Genomic DNA, 17,126 nt, shown 5'->3' with positions numbered 1-17,126 from the left:
ATGGCTTCGGGGCTACCTTTTCAATTACTATGCTCGATCATACCGGATCATTATTTAGTATTAGCAACTGCATCAGCACGCATTTTAACGATTTTCTCTGCTCTTTCTTTATCTACGGCAAAGACATCGTTCCAGCCGAGCCCTTCTACATCGCTCTTCAGTTTGTTCCAGAGCTGATCGAATTCGGCCTGATCCTTGGCGAAGATCATTTTCCAGGAGGTATTCTTGACATAGTCTGAGATCTGGCTGCGTTTGTTCTTGATGTCTGAATTATCCGAGCCAAGACTTGTATTGATGTTAGGCACGATGTCAATCATGTTGTTCTTCTGATAGTACTCTGTCGGAGTGGTAGCATTATAAGTTTTTTGCCAGTCTGTAGTCAGCGCCGTTTTGTTGGCCTCAATGGTGGAAGCCCAGTAGGTGCTGTTGTAGAACTCACTGGTTTCCGGGTCAATGACGAAATCACTCATAATCATAGAATTCACCTTGCTCTGGCCGTCCTGGTAACCGCCGCCGCCGTACTCCTCAGGTACAGGGGTATTTTCCTGGAATGCCGTCTGGCCGACTTCAGTCAGCTTGAATTTGCCGTCTGGTGTTTTTTCATAGTTAAAGCCTTCGAATCCATTCGTGTAGTAGCGCAGACCTTCTGGTGACGACATCCAGTCCATAAGCTCCATGATTCTTTCCGGTTCTTTCGCTTTGGAGCCGATCGCAAAGACTCTTCCGTTTCCGAAGTAAGCGTCACTGCTCTGGATCAGATGGGAATCCGCAATAGGAACCGCTACGTTGCCGTCGCCCTGATTTCCTCTTTCAATCGTGTTGTAGAAGCCTCTCTGCCAGGAGTACCACAGGAGAAGAACCTGTTTATTGGTCAGCTTCTCAGATACTTTGTTCCAGTCCTGGGACGGGGAGTCAGGGTCCACCAGACCCATCTTGTTGGCGTCATAATAGAACTGCAGGATCTTCTTGTACATGCTGTTATCGTCCACGATTGGAACAATATCGCCTTTGGCATTCAATTGAATGGTTGAGGTGCCGTTCGGCTGTTCATAACCATACCAGTTGCTCAGCCAGCGGACATTCTCCATGCTTCCGCCGTCCCAGTCCTTCCACAGTGTGATCGGAACAATCGGTTTGCCGTCCGGAGTCTTCGGATATTTGGCCTGCATATCCTTCAGAGCGGTCATGAGATCGTTCAGATTGTTCAGCTTAGGAGCGCCGATGCCCCTGTAATAATCCCACGGGAGAATCGGACTGGAATAAGGCAGTTCTTCTGAGAAGGTGGTTGGTGAAGTGTCGGAGGTGAAGGCCGGCAGGGCATAGATTTTACCCTCCGGGTTCTGTTTCTCGAACGCCACATTGAACGGCTTAAAGTGATTGTCTACATATTTGGACAGATGTTCTGTGTTCTCGATCAAGTCCGTAAGATCCATGATCATGCCCGCAGGAATCAGTTCCTCGAGCTGGCTGTTCTCAATAATCAGGAGGTCCCCGAGGTCCCCGGAAGCGGATCTGGTCTTGTACAGCTGATCGCCGGCTACCTGCGGAGCCAGGATGTTCAGGGTGATATTGAATTTGTCCTTAAGGAGTTTGCCGTACCAGCCAGTCTGCTCACCCTGGTAGTTCGCCGCATTGTTAAACACCGTAATGGTCAAAGGTTTGCTATGGTCGATCCCGCTTGTGCCCGGATCATTCGATGCAGCGGTATTACTGCCTGGTGCCGTTGTTGCCGCCCCGCCCCCTGCGCTGTTGGAGTTGTTACTGCAGGCGCTTAATACCGTTGTTACAAGCAGGATGGTGGTGCCTAGCAACAGCATGGACTTTTTAGCCAGCTTAAACTGTGTTTTCATGTATAGCCCCCCGGATCTTTAATTTATCATAATGGCGCAGCTTAACCTTTGACCGCACCGATTATAATTCCTTTGACGAAAAACCTTTGGAAGATCGGATAAACCAGCAAAATCGGTGCAACAACGATAATGGTAACCGTCATGCGGATGGAGGTGGAGGTCTGTTTGGTAGCCAGGGTAGCCATCGCCGTTGAACCGGCATTCTGCAGATTGACCATGGTGGACAAGGAACTTGCCTGATTGATGTAGTTATACAGAATGAACTGTAAACTATACAATTTGCTGTCTGTTACCAGCAGCAGTGTATCCTGGAAGGAGTTCCACTGGTTCACAGCCGAGAAGATGGCAACTGTCGCGAGGATCGGCTTGCTGATCGGTAAAATGACCTTGTAGAAAATGGTGAAAATTCCGGCACCGTCAATAGCGGCCGCCTGCTGGAGTTCCTTAGGTGTTGCTTCTACAAAGGTTTTTACAAGGATGATGAAAAAGGGTGCGACAATGGACGGAAGAATGTAGGCCAGAAAATTGTCAGTCAGGTGCAGGGATCTCATGGTCAGATACCACGGGATGATGCCCGCATTGAAGAACATCGTAATAATCGTAAAACGGTACCAGAATTTCTTCCCCCACATATCTTCCTGGGCAAACATAAACCCCAGAAAGGCTGAAGCGCCGACCGTCAGCAAAGTACCGATAACCGTTCTGGCCAATGAAACGACAAAAGCATTTCCCAGGCCCGGTATCTTAAACACATCAATATAATTCTGGAAATGGATACCTTTCGGCCAAAAAATAATCTCGCCCTTGGCGCTGAGATCGTTGGCGCTTATGGTGTTGATAATGATCGAATAAAACGGGTATACGCAGACAAATGCGAAGAGGGAAAACAGGATATAGACCGTAATTGAAATGAGCTTGTCGGCTGTGCTGACCTGCATCTTCATTTTTTTGTTGAAGTCAATATCCCTGGAATTCGGTGAAAGCCCGGTCTGATTGTCACTCATACGATGCCCTCTCCTCTTAACAATTTGGACAGCCCGTTTACCGAGAAGAGAAGCACAACGCTTATGATACTCTTCAGCATACTAATCGCGACGGATACGGAGTAGCTCCCGCCCCCCATGGCCAGGTTGTATACATATAAATCAAGCACCTGGATGGTGTCTTTATTGAACGCATTTTGAAACACAAAATATTGCTCCAGCCCGTTGTTCAGAAAGCTGGCAATCTGCAGCATCAGCAAGACGAAATAAGTCGGCAGCATACTCGGCAGGACCACATGCCGGATGACTTGCATTCTTGTTGCGCCATCTACATAAGCAGCTTCATATAAGGATTCATCAATACCCATAATGGCCGCTATATACAAGATGGCTGACCAGCCGAGTGTCTTCCAGGTAATCCATACCCACATTGTAACCCAGACATGCTCCGAGCTCTGAAGGAGGAGAACGGGGGAATCAATAAATCCCATCTGGTGCAGGAAGCCGTTAACCACACCTTCACTGGAGAACATGGAGAATGCCAGTGAGTAGACCAGGACCCAACTGATAAAGTTAGGCAGAGTGGTTACAGTCTGGATAAATTTGCGGAACCGCACAGCCTTAATCTCAGTCAGGAAAATAGCAAAGATCATCGGCAGCCAGGAGAAAAGGATACTGAGTCCGCTGATGCCGAAGGTATTCTTGATGACCTGAAGCAACTGATCGATCTTCACCTGGTTCTCAATAAGGGAATGAAACCATTTAAGGCCGACAAACGGCGATTGTGACAGCGGAATCGGCGGGGTGTAATCAAAGAAGGCATAAACCCATCCATAGAGTGGGTAGTACGCAAAGACAGCAAGTAGAACCATAAACGGCGAAATATAAAGGAACTTGCGTATAGAATTGCTTTTCATGCTGTGACTGCGCATCTTATCACTCCTTTTTCTAAAATCATAATTCATATTACTTCGAGCTTCTTCTTAACCCCCCTCCTTTCTCAGTTCAACTACAATGCCGGCTGTAAATGGAAGTAAAAGACTGTTGCCCCTTTTTTGTTGATAACGCTTACATACTACGAAACTATAATAATTTATCAAGATCACTCAAACAATGACCTATCCGCACGAGTTATTGATCTATTGTTAGATATAGACGATATAATCAAAGTCTTCATAACATAAATTATCTTCAAAACCATATAAAAGAAAATGAATTACATTATGTGAATAAGGATTATCTATTAGAATATATCAATTGCATTTTTGCTTTGATCATTGTTTTAGACTGAGGAGTAAATTACAATTTCGTCTAGGAAAGCGCTGAAAAGACTTACACTAGATAATGGAGCTGATGATGTGCTTAGAACAGTAATAGTTGAAAACGGGACGGTCCAGGGGCTGCCTGCCGCCGATCCCCGGATAACAAGCTTCAAAGGAATACCTTTCGCTGCTCCGCCTGTAGGCGGCAACCGCTGGCGGTCTCCGCAGCCGGCTGAGGATTGGAAGGGTGTGCTGCAGGCCTACAGCTATGCTCCGATTTCCATGCAGGTAAGACAGGAGGTCGATGACAATAACATCTATACCCGGGAGTGGGCTGTAGAGCCGGATATAGCCATGAGCGAGGATTGCCTTTACCTGAATGTATGGACACCAGCCAAGCAGACTGGAGACAAGCTTCCGGTATACGTCTGGTATTTCGGAGGCGGACTGCAGGTAGGTCACCCGTCTGAAATGGAATTTGACGGTGAACGCATTGCACGCCGCGGTATTGTGGTCGTCACGATTAATTACCGCTTGAATATTTTCGGTTTCCTGTGCCATCCCGAAATAACGGCGGAAGCGCCGGAGGCACCGGCTAATTTCGGCAATCTTGACCAACAGGCCGCAACCCGCTGGGTTAAACGCAATATTGCAGCCTTCGGCGGCGACCCGGACAACATCACGATCGGCGGACAATCGGCGGGAGGCGGAAGCGTCATGAGCCAGCTTACCTCACCTCAGAATGAAGGGCTCTTTCAGCGGGCGATTGTGCAAAGCGGAATCTTCACGAAGCTGTATCCGGGCACGCTCATGCCTGCGCTCCGGAATCATTTGAAAGAGGCTGAACAGGACGGTATCGCTTTTTTCCATTACCTGGGTGTCTCTTCTCTTGCGGAAGCCCGGGAGCTGGATGCGGTTTATCTGAGGGATAAGGCTGTAGAATACGGGGCATTCTGGGGGACTGTCGCAGATCAGGTGTTCCAGACAGGGGATCCGTTTGAGCTATTTCTTCAAGGCAAGCGTCTGATGGTACCGGTAATGTTTGGTCATACCTCCACGGAGTTTTTTAGTGTACCGGATCCAGTAACAATGGGCGCTTTCAGGAGGATGGCAGCAGACCTGTTTGGTGACGATGCTGGTGAATTTCTGGCGCTTTGCGGTGCTCAGCCGGACAACCTGGAAGAAGCCAGACAGAGAGCATCTGTTAGCGGGATAGAATATGCGATTCGCATTGCTGCGCATGCTAAGGCTGTTAATGAGTGCGGAGCACCGATGTATTACTATAATTTCGATGCCGAAATACCGGGCTGGGACAACCCGGGCACCTTCCATTCCGTGGATCTCTGGTTCTTCTTTGAGACGCTGGCCAAATGCTGGAGGCCCTTTACCGGTAAGCATTATGATCTGGCCCGTCAGATGTGCAATTACTGGGCGGGCTTCATCCGTTCCGGAGACCCAAACGGCCAGGACTCAACAGGCGAAGAATTACCCCGCTGGGAGCCCTATACCGCCGAAGCGCCTTACGGGATGTTGTTCGCAGATCGGGCCGGGTTCTCCAGGCAACCGCCGGGTGAAATGATGAAGTTTCTTGTAGATCATTACTGCAGGAAGAACAGTTCTGTACTTCAGTATGAATAATCTGCTACGGGTGAACAAGGTTAACGGAAGGTGATGCTATCCCTTTACCTGCTTTTGGTAGCTCCGTGGTGTATGCCCGGTAATTTGCTTGAATTGCCTGCAGAAGTGCTCTACATTCTGATATCCGCACCGGGAAGCCACTTCAGCAATACTCTGGGCGTTGTGGATAAGATATTCTTTAGCCATGCGGATCCGGCTCGCAATGACATCATCCATACAGGAAATCCCAAAGGTTTTTTTGTAAATATTCTGGAGGTAGCCTGGACTGATCCGCAGAGAATCCGCCATCTTTGAAACGGTCCAGTAATCGCCCGGATTGCTTTGAACCGCTGTGCGCAGTTTCAGTAATTTATAATACTGAGGAGTAATATTGTCTTGAAAATAGGATTCCCAGAGCTTGTTGAACAGCGTTCGCAGCAGGAGACTGATAGATGATTCTCTGCAATCCCGGTTGAAATTATGTTCACTGACAAGCAACTCAAACAGCTTCTGACAGTAATCCGGGTCACTAAGAGCAAAGGGAACGCCAAACGGAAGCGGCGATTCTGTAATGTAATGTTCGTCGGATTCAAAGCGGATCCAGTCATTGACGAATTGACTGGTGCAAGCCCGGTAATAGACTTTCTGTTGTGGACGATAGAGTATTACACTGTGGGCGGGGTATTCCTCGAGCCTGCCGTTTACCCAGAATTGTCCTGGGGTCTTGGTGACAACAAGCAGCCAGTGATAACCCACGGGAACATCAATAACAAAATTGCCTGTGTGCACAGTATTGCTCTCGACGTAGTGAATATGGGTCATCTTTTCCCCTCCATATACCATGGTTATAATCTGTTGAATACATTATTGGACCGGTTGCCGGAGCAGCGATTCTCCACTACGGAGGAACGCTGTTCTGTTTACTATGAGCGGTTTCTTTAAAAGGCTGAGTTGTCCGCATAAGGAATGCCTGATTTGCCGAATATTTGCTTCAACTGAAGTTCCTTCTCGTTGCTCCATGAATTCGCGGGCGAATGACTGAAGGTTGGAACGTCAAGGCCGGCCAAGCGGACCGCTTCCTTAATAGTTGGAATAAAGGGTTCATCCAGAGCATAAAGCGGAGGAAGCTGAATGAGCTTCTGGTGATATTTAAGCACCTCCGGCAGGTCATAGTTCTGATAACCCTTATATAAGCCGAGCATAAGCTGCGGGGCGAAGTTTGCACTGGCCGCAATAGCTCCGGCTCCGCCTGCCGCCAGAGTGGGAAGCAAATATTCATCGAAGCCGCAGAACACCGCGAACGCCGGATTGACTTCCTTGACGAGCAGGATCATCTGGCGGATATGGCTAAGCTGATCAACCGTCTCTTTGATGCCAATCACATGAGCGTAGCCCGCCGCCAGGCGTCTGACCAGAGCAGGGCTTAAATCCTGTCCGGTCAGCGCCGGGAAGTTATACAGCATCAGCGGAAGCTCAGACGCTTCGGCGATAGCTGCATAATGGGCGAACAGGCTGTCTTCGCTTAGCTTGCAGTAGTAAGGATTAATGACGATAACGCCGGCTGCCCCGCTGCGGGCGGCATGCTGGGTAAGACGGATGGCTTCTGTGGTCGTGGTGCTGCCTGTTCCAATCCAGACCGGGAGGCGGCCGTCCGCAGCGCGGATGCAGAACTCCGCAATTTCCTCACGCTCATCCGCTGTAAACTGGCTGAACTCTCCGGCCGTTCCCAGGAAGAATAAGCCGTGAACACCTTTGCTGATCAGGCTATTGATCAAAAGCTGCATACCTGCACGGTCGAATTTCTGCTGCTCATTCAAAATGGTGGGGACAGGGGGGATGATGCCAGCATTTATAGGAGTAATAAACATTTGTTTTTGCCTCCTGGTTTGGTATTATAAACATATAATTATTATAGTAAACTAATAAAAGTTAATCAAATGTTGTTTTTCTGAGAGGGGATTGAAGGGTGGACCGTAAATATTGGGTTCCGGCATTAGAAAGGGCCGATTTGATTCTTATGGCGATTGCCCGTAAGCCAGGGGAGCATAAACTGACTGATCTGTGCGAGGTTACGGAGATTAATAAAAGCTCTATGTTCTCCTTGCTGCGGACCATGGAGACTCTGAATTGGGTGAAGCGGGATGAGAAGGAGGCCTATGCCCTTGGAGCGGGGATGGCTTATCTAAATACGGTGTTTAATGAGTCGCATAAGCAGAACTACAATCTGGTTAGCCAATTTCTGCAGGCTTCTCTCGAGAGTGTCAGAGCCGTCGGGGAAACCTTCCAGTTGTCGGTGCTGGACCGGAGCGAGATTATTTATCTGGCCAAGCAGGAAGGGCCTTCACTGGTGAAGCTGGCGTCGAGTCCGGGCATGCGGTTCCCGGCCCATGCAACAGCCATGGGCAAGATGATGCTTGCCTTGCTTCCTCCGGAGGAGCTGGACAAGCGGTACCCGGGAAAGCTTTTATCCCGGGTGACTTCTCGCACAGTGACAGACTGGCAGGTATTTACGGCAAAGCTGGCTGAAATCCGCTCCAGCGGACATTCTGTGGATTTTGAAGAGATTATTGAAGGGATCTGCTGCGTGGCGGCACCGGTTACTGATGCTTCCGGGAGAGGTGTTGCAGCAGTAAGCACCTCCATGCTGCGGCATGCCTATCTGGATAAACAGGAAACGGCACTTCAGGAAGTCACCCGGCTCGGGAAAAAGCTGTCCCTGGGTATACAGTCGGGTGCCAGTTTTACATCATAAGACAGAAAGAAGGGTTAACATGGAAATCAGCCTGCAGGAAATGATGAGGGAAACTGGTGATCAGTCCATGACTGTACATACTGTAGCGGAAGGTCCGTCAGGCAGCCTTCCCATCACTGGAGAAATGCTGAGAAGCGCCCCCAGCGGTGAAATTTTCGGTATGACCCAAAATTCAGGGATGGGCTGGAACCCGCTACTGCTGAACCGTCCACAATATCTGCTCCTGGGCACAATGGGGGGAATCCGGCGCGAAGACGGCAGTCCGCTAGCCCTTGGATACCACACAGGCCACTGGGAGATCGGGCTTATGATGGAAGAGGTTGCGCATGAGATTACCGCTCATCAGGGGATACCGTTTGCAGGCTATGTAAGTGATCCCTGTGACGGACGTTCCCAGGGAACAACGGGGATGTTCGATTCATTGCCCTACCGGAATGATGCGGCTGTGGTGCTGCGCCGACTGATCCGTTCCTTGCCAACCCGCAAAGGGGTGCTCGGAATAGCCACCTGCGATAAGGGGCTGCCCGCAATGATGCTGGCCCTGGCCGGCATGCGGGATTTGCCGGGAGTTATTGTGCCGGGAGGTGTTGCACTGCCACCGGTTCAAGGGGAGGATGCCGGCAAGGTACAGAGCATAGGGGCAAGATTCAGTAACGGCGAGCTGTCCCTGGAAGAAGCGGCAGACCTTGGTTGCCGCGCTTGCGCTACACCCGGCGGCGGTTGTCAATTTCTGGGGACAGCAGCTACAGCTCAGGTTGTTGCGGAAGCGCTGGGCATGACGGTTCCCCACGCTGCACTGGCTCCTTCCGGACAGCCGGTATGGAAGGATATGGGGCGTCAGTCTGCCCGAGCCTTGCTGCAAATCGAACATAGTGGGATTGTCATGAAGGATATTCTGACGGATCAGGCGATACGCAATGCCATGGTTGTTCATGCCGCATTCGGCGGATCCACGAATTTGCTCCTTCATTTGCCGGCAATTGCCCATGCTGCCGGGCTGCGGATACCAAGCGTCGAGGACTGGAATGAGGTTAACCGCAAAGTTCCGCGTCTGGTCAGCGTACTGCCTAATGGTCCTGTGCCTCATCCGACGATCCGCGTATTTCTTGCCGGTGGTGTTCCTGAAGTCATGCTGCACTTGCGCAGGCTGGGACTGATTGACGATTCGGTTCTTACCGTTACGGGCAGGACGCTGGGAGAGAATCTGGATTGGTGGGAGACTTCACAGCGGCGGCAGCTGATGAGGAAGCGGCTGACGGAGGCTGACGGGATTAATCCAGATAACGTAATTATGAGTCCTGAGGAGGCCAAGCGGCAGGGAATGGCCTCAACAATGACCTTCCCGACCGGCAACCTGGCACCGCAGGGTTCGGTCATCAAGTCCGCTGCTATTGATCCCTCGGTCTTGGACAGTGAAGGTGTCTACCGTCATACGGGAAGAGTAAAGGTGTTCACCGCTGAAAAGGAGGCTATCCGGAGTATTAAGCTTGGACTTGTCGGGGCAGGGGATATTCTTGCCGTCATCGGCCGGGGACCCAGCGGTACCGGAATGGAAGAGACGTACCAGTTAACTTCCGCGCTTAAGCATCTGCCCTTCGGCAAGTTCGTCACCCTGATCACGGATGCCCGCTTCTCAGGAGTCTCAACAGGAGCCTGCATCGGACATATCGGCCCGGAAGCACTGGCCGGAGGGCCTCTCGGCAGATTGAGAGACGGCGACTGGGTGGAGGTTGTTGTCGACACAGTCAGGCTGACGGGAAGTGTGAGCCTCGTGGGCGACGGAGAGCTGCCCGGTTTGGCACAGGACGGATGTGTTTTACTGGCATCCCGTGCTGCGCATCCGCTTCTGGCTGTTGATCCCGGGCTTCCGGATGATACGAGATTGTGGGCTGCCCTGCAGTCTGCCAGCGGCGGAACCTGGCAGGGCTGCATTTATGATACCGATAAAATCATTGCCGCCCTTGAAGCGGGCCGGCAGGCATTAGGGTGGAAATAATAACCAAAAGCTTAATTCAGAGCCCGGTTCTCTGCGGCTTTCATCCGGCCCCGTCGATTTGCAGAGCTCTACTTGCGGACCACTCAATGCGCTTTATTGCATCCGCCGGTACGCTTTCGGTGTCATGCCGATGATTTTCTTAAACTGGCGTGTCAGATAATTGCTGTCATTGAAGCCGCAGGCGTATGAAATATCTGTAATGGACAGGCTGGTCTGCTTCAGCAGGGTGCAGGCCCGCTCCAGACGGAGCCGCTGCAGATAAGCAATAGGCGTGGTCTGATAATACGACTTGCAGATCCGGTTCAAATGCCGGACCGAAATATTGGACTTGGCTGCAATCTCCTCCAGGGTGATCTGCTCCAGGTAGTGATCCTCGATGAAGGAAATGGCGCTGGCCAGATGCATCAGGCTGCCCATTAAGCCGCTTTCCTGATGGTCGTATTGCCTGGACAGATAGACTACCAGCTCCATGAACCGTGAGGCCAGCATCGTCTGATACCCCTGCTGCTTCGTTTCATACTCACTGATCATAGCCTGTACCAGTGCCGAGACATATTCCAGATTGGCAATCGACAGGTTCAATTTACTCCGGTAGGGATTAATGCTGCGGTAAAAGGGTTCCAGAATGAACAGCGCCTGGTAACCGTTCAGTGAGCGCAGGTCGGCTCCGGCAGACTTCAGCATCTCCGGCCTGAACATTACGTTGCAGATTCTGAATTCAAACGGTGCCTTGTAGGCATGCGGAGTCCCGCCGTTCAGGACAAACACATTGCCCTTCTTGATAAAAGATTCCTCGTTGTTGACTATATGGGTAGCGTGGCCGCTGAGGACAATGACCAGCTCGGAGAAATCCACATGCTTATGGAGCGACATCTCCTCCTCATGCCCGCCGTAATGAATGAAGAAAGGGAATTGTTCATCGGTAGTAAACCAGTTCAAATATACATCGCTCAAAGTATGCTCACCCGATCTGTAGGATTTCATGTCTATATTATGCTGTTGTATGACTGTATAATCAAGGTTAAAAGCAGGCTGTACTTGTAATATGATTAATAGAATAGGAGAGTGATGTAATGGCAACTGAGAAAATATCCGCCCCTTACTGGAACCCTGATCTGCCGCTGGAGGACCGGGTAAATGATCTGCTGGCCAGGCTGACCCTGGAGGAGAAAATCGGCCTTATGCCGCAATATCAGGCCGCCGTGGAGCGGCTGGGAATACAGCCTTACAAGCACGGTACTGAAGCCGCACACGGTATGGCCTGGCTGGGAGAAGCAACCACCTACCCGCAGCCGATTGGTCTGGCCTGCACCTGGGACAAAGAGCTGCTGCGGCGGATCGGAAGTGCGATCGGCGATGAGGCGCGGGGCTTCTATACCAGAGACCCCGAGCATAACGGCTTAACCCTCTGGGCACCTACGGTCGATATGGAGCGTGATCCGCGCTGGGGCCGGACAGAGGAGGCTTACGGTGAAGATCCGGTGCTTGCCGGGAAGCTGACTGCCGCACTCACGCAAGGCATTCAAGGTGACCATCCGTTCTATCTGAAAGCGGTTGCGACACTGAAGCATTTCATTGGCAATAACAACGAGGCGGGCCGCGGTGACACTTCCGTCAGCCTCGATCCCCGGAATCTGCGCGAGTATTATCTGAAAGCGTTCGAGATTCCTTTCAAAGAGGGCGGCGCCCAGTCGATGATGACCTCGTATAATGCGATCAACGGGGTGCCGGCCAATCTCAGCCGCGATGTGATTGATATCGTCAAGCGGGAGTGGGGCATGAACGGATTCGTCGTCAGTGATGCGTTCGATGTGACCGGAACGGTGCGGGATCACCACTATGTAGGGACGCTGCAGGAGGCAGTAGCCCGTTCGGTCCGCGAAGGCGGCATCGACAGCATTACGGACGAAGCGGCTGTAGTGACGGATGCGATCCGCACCGCACTGACTGAAGGGCTGCTGAACGAGAACGATCTGGATATTGCCCTGCGCAATACGTTCCGGGTCCGCTTCCGGCTCGGGGAGTTCGACCCGGCGGAGCGGAATCCGTATGCCGTGCTTGACGAGACAGCGATTCTTAAGCCGGAGCACGCGGAGCTGGCCCGGGAAGCCGTGCAGAAGGCCGTGGTATTGCTGAAGAATGAGGGCTCAATGCTGCCGCTGCAGGCGGACAAGCTTGGCAAGCTCGCAGTCATTGGACCGCTGGCAGATATCGTATATTCCGATTGGTACAGCGGCACGATGCCTTATGCTGTTACGCCGCTGGAGGGCATTCGTAAGGTGCTGGAATCCGCCGGAAACGGCGGAGAGACTGTATTTGCCCGCGGAAATGACCGCGTACGGCTGAAAGCGGCCGGCAGCGGAAAGTATGTCCGCCTTGGGGACGATGACAAGGCAACTCTCGCTGCCAGCGCAGAGGCGGCAGCGGACGGGGATGTGTTCGAGATGGCAGACTGGGGCTGGGACAGCCATACACTGATTGCTGAGCGCAACGGCCGTTATCTGACCACGGATGATAAGACGATTCATGCGTCTGCCAAGCGGATTTGGGAATGGTTCACGAAGGAAGAGCTCAAAGTCCGGCGTGATCCTTCAGACACCCGGCTTGCTGCCCTTGCGACCTGGAACGGGACGCCGGTAACCCTTAACGAGCAGGGGACCCTGCTGGCAGGTGACGGCCTTGCAGCGGAAACGGCCAATGATATTAATGTGGGCGGTTCGGCGGAGATCGGACAAGCTGCACAGCAGAAGCCGGCGGAGAGGTTCGAGCTGGAGTGTGTAACAAGCGGGATAGAAGCAGCCGTGGAAGCCGCACGCGGCGCAGATGCGGCAGTCGTATTCGTCGGCAACCATCCGCTGATTAACGGCAAGGAGACGATGGACCGCCCGGATATTACCCTGCCCGCATCCCAGGAGCAATTGGTGCTGAAGGTGCTTGAAGCGAATCCGAACACGATTGTAGTCGTGGTAGGCAGCTATCCGTTTGCTATCAATACGCTGCAGGATAAGGTTCCGGCCATCCTCTACACCTCGCATGCCGGCCAGGAGCTTGGGCGCGGCGTTGCGGATGTGTTATTCGGAGACTATAATCCGTCCGGCCGCTTGAATATGACCTGGTACCAATCGGTTGACCAGCTGCCGCCGTTCATGGATTACGACATTATTCAGGGCGGGCGCACGTACCAGTATTTCACCGGAGAAGCGCTGTATCCATTCGGACACGGACTCTCGTATAGTGATTTCCGTTATGAAGCTCTCCGTCTGTCCGCCCGCCGGGTTAAGGCCGGAAGTGACGATGCTGTTGAAATCACCTGCCGTGTGACCAATACAAGCGGACGTTACGGGGAAGAGGTCGTGCAGCTTTATGTGCGCGCCGAAGCCTCGCGTGTGAAGCGCCCGCGCCTGCAGCTGGCCGATTTCCAGCGGACTGCACTGGCACCGGGAGAATCAGCAGAAGTGAGCTTCCGCCTGCCGCTTGATGCCCTGGCTTTCTGGGATGTAACACGCGGGCGGTTCTGCATCGAAAGCGGTGATTACAGCCTCCTGCTGGGTTCCTCTTCCGGCAAACTGCTGCTGGAAGGACGGCTCACGGTAGACGGTGAGACGATTCCGCCGCGTGATCTGTCGCAGCTGACAAGGGCTGCTGACTATGACGCCAGCGAAGGCATTCACCTCGGCGAATGCAGGGAATCCGGCAGCGCCGCTAATGTGAGCGGCGCAACCGGCTGGCTCGCCTTCCGCGATGCGGAGCTTGGCGGAAGTGTCTTCGCGGCCGAGCTGCGGGCAGCAAGCACAGAGGCCGCGGTTGCCGAAGTCCGGCTGGATTCCTGGGACGGACCGCTTGCCGGCAGCTGCTCTATTCCGGCCGGCGGGCCGCAGGACTGGAGCAGCTTCACCTTTGCCCTGAGCGGGGCCACCGGCCGCCGCGATGTGTATCTGGTTCTCCAGGGCGCGGCAGCGATCAGCTGGTTCCGGGTGCTGGATTAGGCAGTTCAACCCTATAATACCCCGGAGGAGCTCCTCCGGGGTATTTGTGATCAGTGCAATTTCCGGCGGTACTCCTTGGGGGTTATTCCGTACAATTTGAAGAATATTTTATAAAAGAAGGTCAGATTGCTATATCCGATCTCCCTCGAAATATCCTCTATAGTCCGGTCGGTCATTTGGATAAGCAGAGCAGCATGCTTGAATTTCTGTTCCTGCAGCAGTGCGGAGAACGTTTTGCCGGTTACCTTTTTAATAATCCGTCCCAGATGCTCCGGAGAGTAACCGAAATCCTGCGCAGTCTGCTCCAATGTCATATTCAGATAGTTTTTATCGATATAGGTAAGCAGTTCTACGACCGGAAGATTAGTAGTCTTCACCATCTTTTTCATAAACATTTCATAGCTGTCACTTTCCAGAAGCCTGCTGAACAGAATGGTCAGATAGGCTTTAATAATTTCCGGATTAGTGCTTTTGCTGCCGAAGGTCTCACAAAGTATGTTTTGAATCGTTTGCCTGATCTGCCAATGATCCGCGGTATGGAATAACAGAAACTTATTTTCGCGGGTCGCATTGGTCAGGATCGAGGCGATGGATTTACCCAGAATATTATCCCCGAGGATTTTATAGATAAAGGAATTGTCGAAAAACTCATTTTTGGCCAGAAAATTAATGAGAATAGCATCCTTTCCTACCTTATCGACTGAATGCTCTACATCCTTGTTCAGAATAATCAGGTCCCCCTGCCGTAACTCAAACCGCTCCCCTTGGATCTCTTGATAAAAGGTCCCGCTGTAGATGTAGTTCATCTCAAACAGATTATGTGTATGATTAATCATCTTCACAAACCGGGTATGCCGGGATATAGCGAATACATCTCCTGTTACATTCAGCTTCAGAACATTGTTCGCGAGGGTGAAATTGTAAGCAGGCGGATTAGTGATTTCCGGGAAGAGGACAGGCGGGACCAGGGAATTACTGTGTTCTGTATGCAATCCGTCAGGGAAGTCAGGGAAAAGAATCCGTTCCTTAATCTGTTCATCGCTCAGCTCTGAATGCTGCAGGATCGCTTCAAGGTCTGTTAATTCGTACAAAAAAGAATCCAATTGGTCATAGTTCATCTGCTCCCCCTCCTTTGCAGAGAATATATCACCTTTGGTCAGTATATACAACAGCTACCGACATTGGTGGAAAGGCTTTCATGGGTTAACATAGCTGTAGCGGGTACCCGATCAGGTAGAAAGACTGATAGTAGTGCATGAGAGTATTTAGGGGGAAAAGCAATGGCAAACGGATTTGAACAATATTATGAGAACGCCGCCAAAACGCCTTTTAAAAGGAGAGAGCTGACCGGTTATTTGTTTGGAGGCATTGGCGACTCTGCTTTATCCGGAGTGGTAAATACGTTCTTTATGGTTTTTGCAACCGCTGTTATGAATATATCTCCGATTACCATCGGGACGATTCTGTTAGTCACCAAGTTTATTGATGCGTTCTGTGATCCGGTTGTGGGCTTTCTGATTGACAATACACGGACGAAATACGGAAAATTACGCCCTTATATTCTGTTCGGCGGATTATTTTGGGCAGCGATGACCTTTTTGCTGTTTTTCAATCCAGGCTTCACCTCGGAAGCGTTGAAAATTGCTTATGTAGCCACTGTGTATACGTTGTGGGGAATCGGATTCTCCTTATTTGATGTCCCTTACTGGAGTATGTCTGCAAGTATCACAACAGATGCCCAGAAGCGAAATTCGCTGGTAAGTATGACTAAATCCGCTACTACGCTTGGATCAATTCTTGTATCCCTGCTTGGGGGTGTACTGGTCACGTATTTTGCTTCCCTTCCTAACAGCGGTCAAGGCTATTCCTATCTAGGGTGGATGTTCTCTGCTATGGCTGCGGTAAGCTTCATTATTCTGTTTTGCGGAGTGAAGGAAAGAGTGAAGCCGTCTGCTACAAAAACGAGCTTCAAGAGTATGCTGAATCTGCTGCGGATGAACAAGCCGCTCCAGTCGTATATGATCAGCCAGGTGTTTCAGGTATTAACGATGGTGATCACCATGATTACAAGCTATTATGCCATCTACAATCTGGGCAGTATCGCCCTGCTGTCGTTCATTATGATCCCGACGATGATCGGTTTTCTGTTAACGCCTGTTGTTGTGCCTAGACTATTGAAACGTATCGAGACCCCGCAATTATTCCTCTTTAACGGAATGGCTGCTTTGCTGGTAGGCGCTGTGTATTTTGTGGTGGGTTACGACCATTTAACATTCGTGTTCATCATATCGGTTCTTTCCGGATTCTGCATGTCTGTGAGCATGACACTGTCAACAATTTATGTGGTGGATTCAATTGATTATGCGGAGTGGAAGACGGGGCATCGGGCCGAAGGAATTATGTTCGCAGTGCAATCGCTTACGGCGAAAATAATGTCGGCATTTGGTTCATTTATTTGTGGCCTGCTGTTAACCGTTATAGGGTTCAATAATGCGGCCGGGGTACAAAGCTCATCTACGCTGCAGGGGCTATTCTTCATTTATGCCTTCGGTGTGGGGATCAGTTCAATCTTAGGCGCTATTCCGCTCTTGATATGCAAATATAAAGGGCGGGAACGGCAGCGCGTGTTATCGGAATTGGCAGAGCGAAGAGCTTCATAGACTAGAAGGAGTGGAGAAGA

12 protein-coding genes are annotated in these 17,126 nt (G+C 51.2%); 5 read left to right on the top strand and 7 right to left on the bottom strand.

All coding sequences use genetic code 11. The features are described from left to right. Positions 1-50 precede the first annotated feature (50 nt). From LOS79_RS12490 to LOS79_RS12480, 3 genes are read right to left on the bottom strand one after another with little or no spacing between them, the layout of a single operon-like run. Positions 51-1,850: a type 2 periplasmic-binding domain-containing protein gene (locus LOS79_RS12490; protein WP_315420051.1), complete on the bottom strand. Its 1,800-nt coding sequence runs from the start codon at positions 1,848-1,850 to the stop codon at positions 51-53. A gap of 41 nt (positions 1,851-1,891) precedes the next feature. After that, a complete protein-coding gene (locus tag LOS79_RS12485) occupies positions 1,892-2,854 on the bottom strand; it encodes a carbohydrate ABC transporter permease (protein ID WP_315420049.1) in 963 nt (320 codons plus the stop codon). Then, positions 2,851-3,765 carry an ABC transporter permease subunit gene (locus tag LOS79_RS12480; protein ID WP_315420047.1) on the bottom strand — a complete coding sequence of 305 codons (915 nt, stop codon included), beginning with the start codon at positions 3,763-3,765 and terminating at the stop codon, positions 2,851-2,853. The genes LOS79_RS12485 and LOS79_RS12480 overlap by 4 nt, the downstream gene beginning before the upstream one ends. Before the next feature lie 426 nt (positions 3,766-4,191). Between LOS79_RS12480 and LOS79_RS12475 the strand changes: the two genes are divergently transcribed. Further along, a complete protein-coding gene (locus tag LOS79_RS12475) occupies positions 4,192-5,733 on the top strand; it encodes a carboxylesterase/lipase family protein (RefSeq protein WP_315420046.1) in 1,542 nt (513 codons plus the stop codon). A gap of 36 nt (positions 5,734-5,769) precedes the next feature. Here LOS79_RS12475 and LOS79_RS12470 read toward each other — a convergent pair whose 3' ends face one another. Then, on the bottom strand, positions 5,770-6,534 hold the full coding sequence (locus tag LOS79_RS12470) for a helix-turn-helix domain-containing protein (protein WP_315420043.1): 765 nt from the start codon (positions 6,532-6,534) through the stop codon (positions 5,770-5,772). Between the two features lie 116 nt (positions 6,535-6,650). Next, positions 6,651-7,580 carry a dihydrodipicolinate synthase family protein gene (locus tag LOS79_RS12465; protein WP_315420040.1) on the bottom strand — a complete coding sequence of 310 codons (930 nt, stop codon included), beginning with the start codon at positions 7,578-7,580 and terminating at the stop codon, positions 6,651-6,653. Between the two features lie 98 nt (positions 7,581-7,678). Between LOS79_RS12465 and LOS79_RS12460 the strand changes: the two genes are divergently transcribed. Both LOS79_RS12460 and LOS79_RS12455 read left to right on the top strand, forming a co-directional pair. Further along, positions 7,679-8,464, top strand: a complete 786-nt coding sequence (locus LOS79_RS12460; RefSeq protein ID WP_315420037.1) for an IclR family transcriptional regulator — start codon at positions 7,679-7,681, stop codon at positions 8,462-8,464. Between the two features lie 19 nt (positions 8,465-8,483). After that, the gene (locus LOS79_RS12455) at positions 8,484-10,460 is read left to right on the top strand and encodes a YjhG/YagF family D-xylonate dehydratase (RefSeq protein WP_397386755.1); all 1,977 of its coding nucleotides are present in this window, start codon (positions 8,484-8,486) and stop codon (positions 10,458-10,460) included. A 93-nt stretch (positions 10,461-10,553) separates the two neighbouring features. Here the strand turns inward: LOS79_RS12455 and LOS79_RS12450 are convergent, their stop codons facing one another. After that, positions 10,554-11,414, bottom strand: coding sequence for a helix-turn-helix domain-containing protein (locus tag LOS79_RS12450; protein ID WP_315422172.1), 861 nt, complete (start codon positions 11,412-11,414; stop codon positions 10,554-10,556). A gap of 119 nt (positions 11,415-11,533) precedes the next feature. Here LOS79_RS12450 and LOS79_RS12445 point away from each other — a divergent pair, with 119 nt between their 5' ends. Continuing rightward, on the top strand, positions 11,534-14,446 hold the full coding sequence (locus tag LOS79_RS12445; RefSeq protein ID WP_315420034.1) for a glycoside hydrolase family 3 C-terminal domain-containing protein: 2,913 nt from the start codon (positions 11,534-11,536) through the stop codon (positions 14,444-14,446). Between the two features lie 50 nt (positions 14,447-14,496). On the opposite strand, the gene LOS79_RS12440 is transcribed toward LOS79_RS12445, so the two are convergent. After that, positions 14,497-15,564 carry an AraC family transcriptional regulator gene (locus tag LOS79_RS12440; RefSeq protein ID WP_315420032.1) on the bottom strand — a complete coding sequence of 356 codons (1,068 nt, stop codon included), beginning with the start codon at positions 15,562-15,564 and terminating at the stop codon, positions 14,497-14,499. Between the two features lie 162 nt (positions 15,565-15,726). Between LOS79_RS12440 and LOS79_RS12435 the strand changes: the two genes are divergently transcribed. Beyond that, positions 15,727-17,106, top strand: a complete 1,380-nt coding sequence (locus LOS79_RS12435; protein ID WP_315420030.1) for an MFS transporter — start codon at positions 15,727-15,729, stop codon at positions 17,104-17,106. Positions 17,107-17,126: the final 20 nt, after the last annotated feature.

It is taken from the genome of Paenibacillus sp. MMS20-IR301 (assembly GCF_032302195.1).
In the GTDB taxonomy this organism is placed as follows: domain Bacteria; phylum Bacillota; class Bacilli; order Paenibacillales; family Paenibacillaceae; genus Paenibacillus_AQ.
The sequence above is the reverse complement of the archived record's forward strand: the minus strand, read 5'-3'. Positions and strand labels throughout refer to the sequence as shown.

What these genes read in the sequence shown, in the direction of transcription:
- LOS79_RS12490 (WP_315420051.1), bottom strand. Translation starts at nt 1,850, where the DNA reads ATGAAAACACAGTTTAAGCTGGCTAAAAAGTCCATGCTGTTGCTAGGC.
- LOS79_RS12485 (WP_315420049.1), bottom strand. Translation starts at nt 2,854, where the DNA reads ATGAGTGACAATCAGACCGGGCTTTCACCGAATTCCAGGGATATTGAC.
- LOS79_RS12480 (WP_315420047.1), bottom strand. Translation starts at nt 3,765, where the DNA reads ATGCGCAGTCACAGCATGAAAAGCAATTCTATACGCAAGTTCCTTTAT.
- LOS79_RS12470 (WP_315420043.1), bottom strand. Translation starts at nt 6,534, where the DNA reads ATGACCCATATTCACTACGTCGAGAGCAATACTGTGCACACAGGCAAT.
- LOS79_RS12465 (WP_315420040.1), bottom strand. Translation starts at nt 7,580, where the DNA reads ATGTTTATTACTCCTATAAATGCTGGCATCATCCCCCCTGTCCCCACC.
- LOS79_RS12455 (WP_397386755.1), top strand. Translation starts at nt 8,484, where the DNA reads ATGGAAATCAGCCTGCAGGAAATGATGAGGGAAACTGGTGATCAGTCC.
- LOS79_RS12445 (WP_315420034.1), top strand. Translation starts at nt 11,534, where the DNA reads ATGGCAACTGAGAAAATATCCGCCCCTTACTGGAACCCTGATCTGCCG.
- LOS79_RS12440 (WP_315420032.1), bottom strand. Translation starts at nt 15,564, where the DNA reads ATGAACTATGACCAATTGGATTCTTTTTTGTACGAATTAACAGACCTT.
- LOS79_RS12435 (WP_315420030.1), top strand. Translation starts at nt 15,727, where the DNA reads ATGGCAAACGGATTTGAACAATATTATGAGAACGCCGCCAAAACGCCT.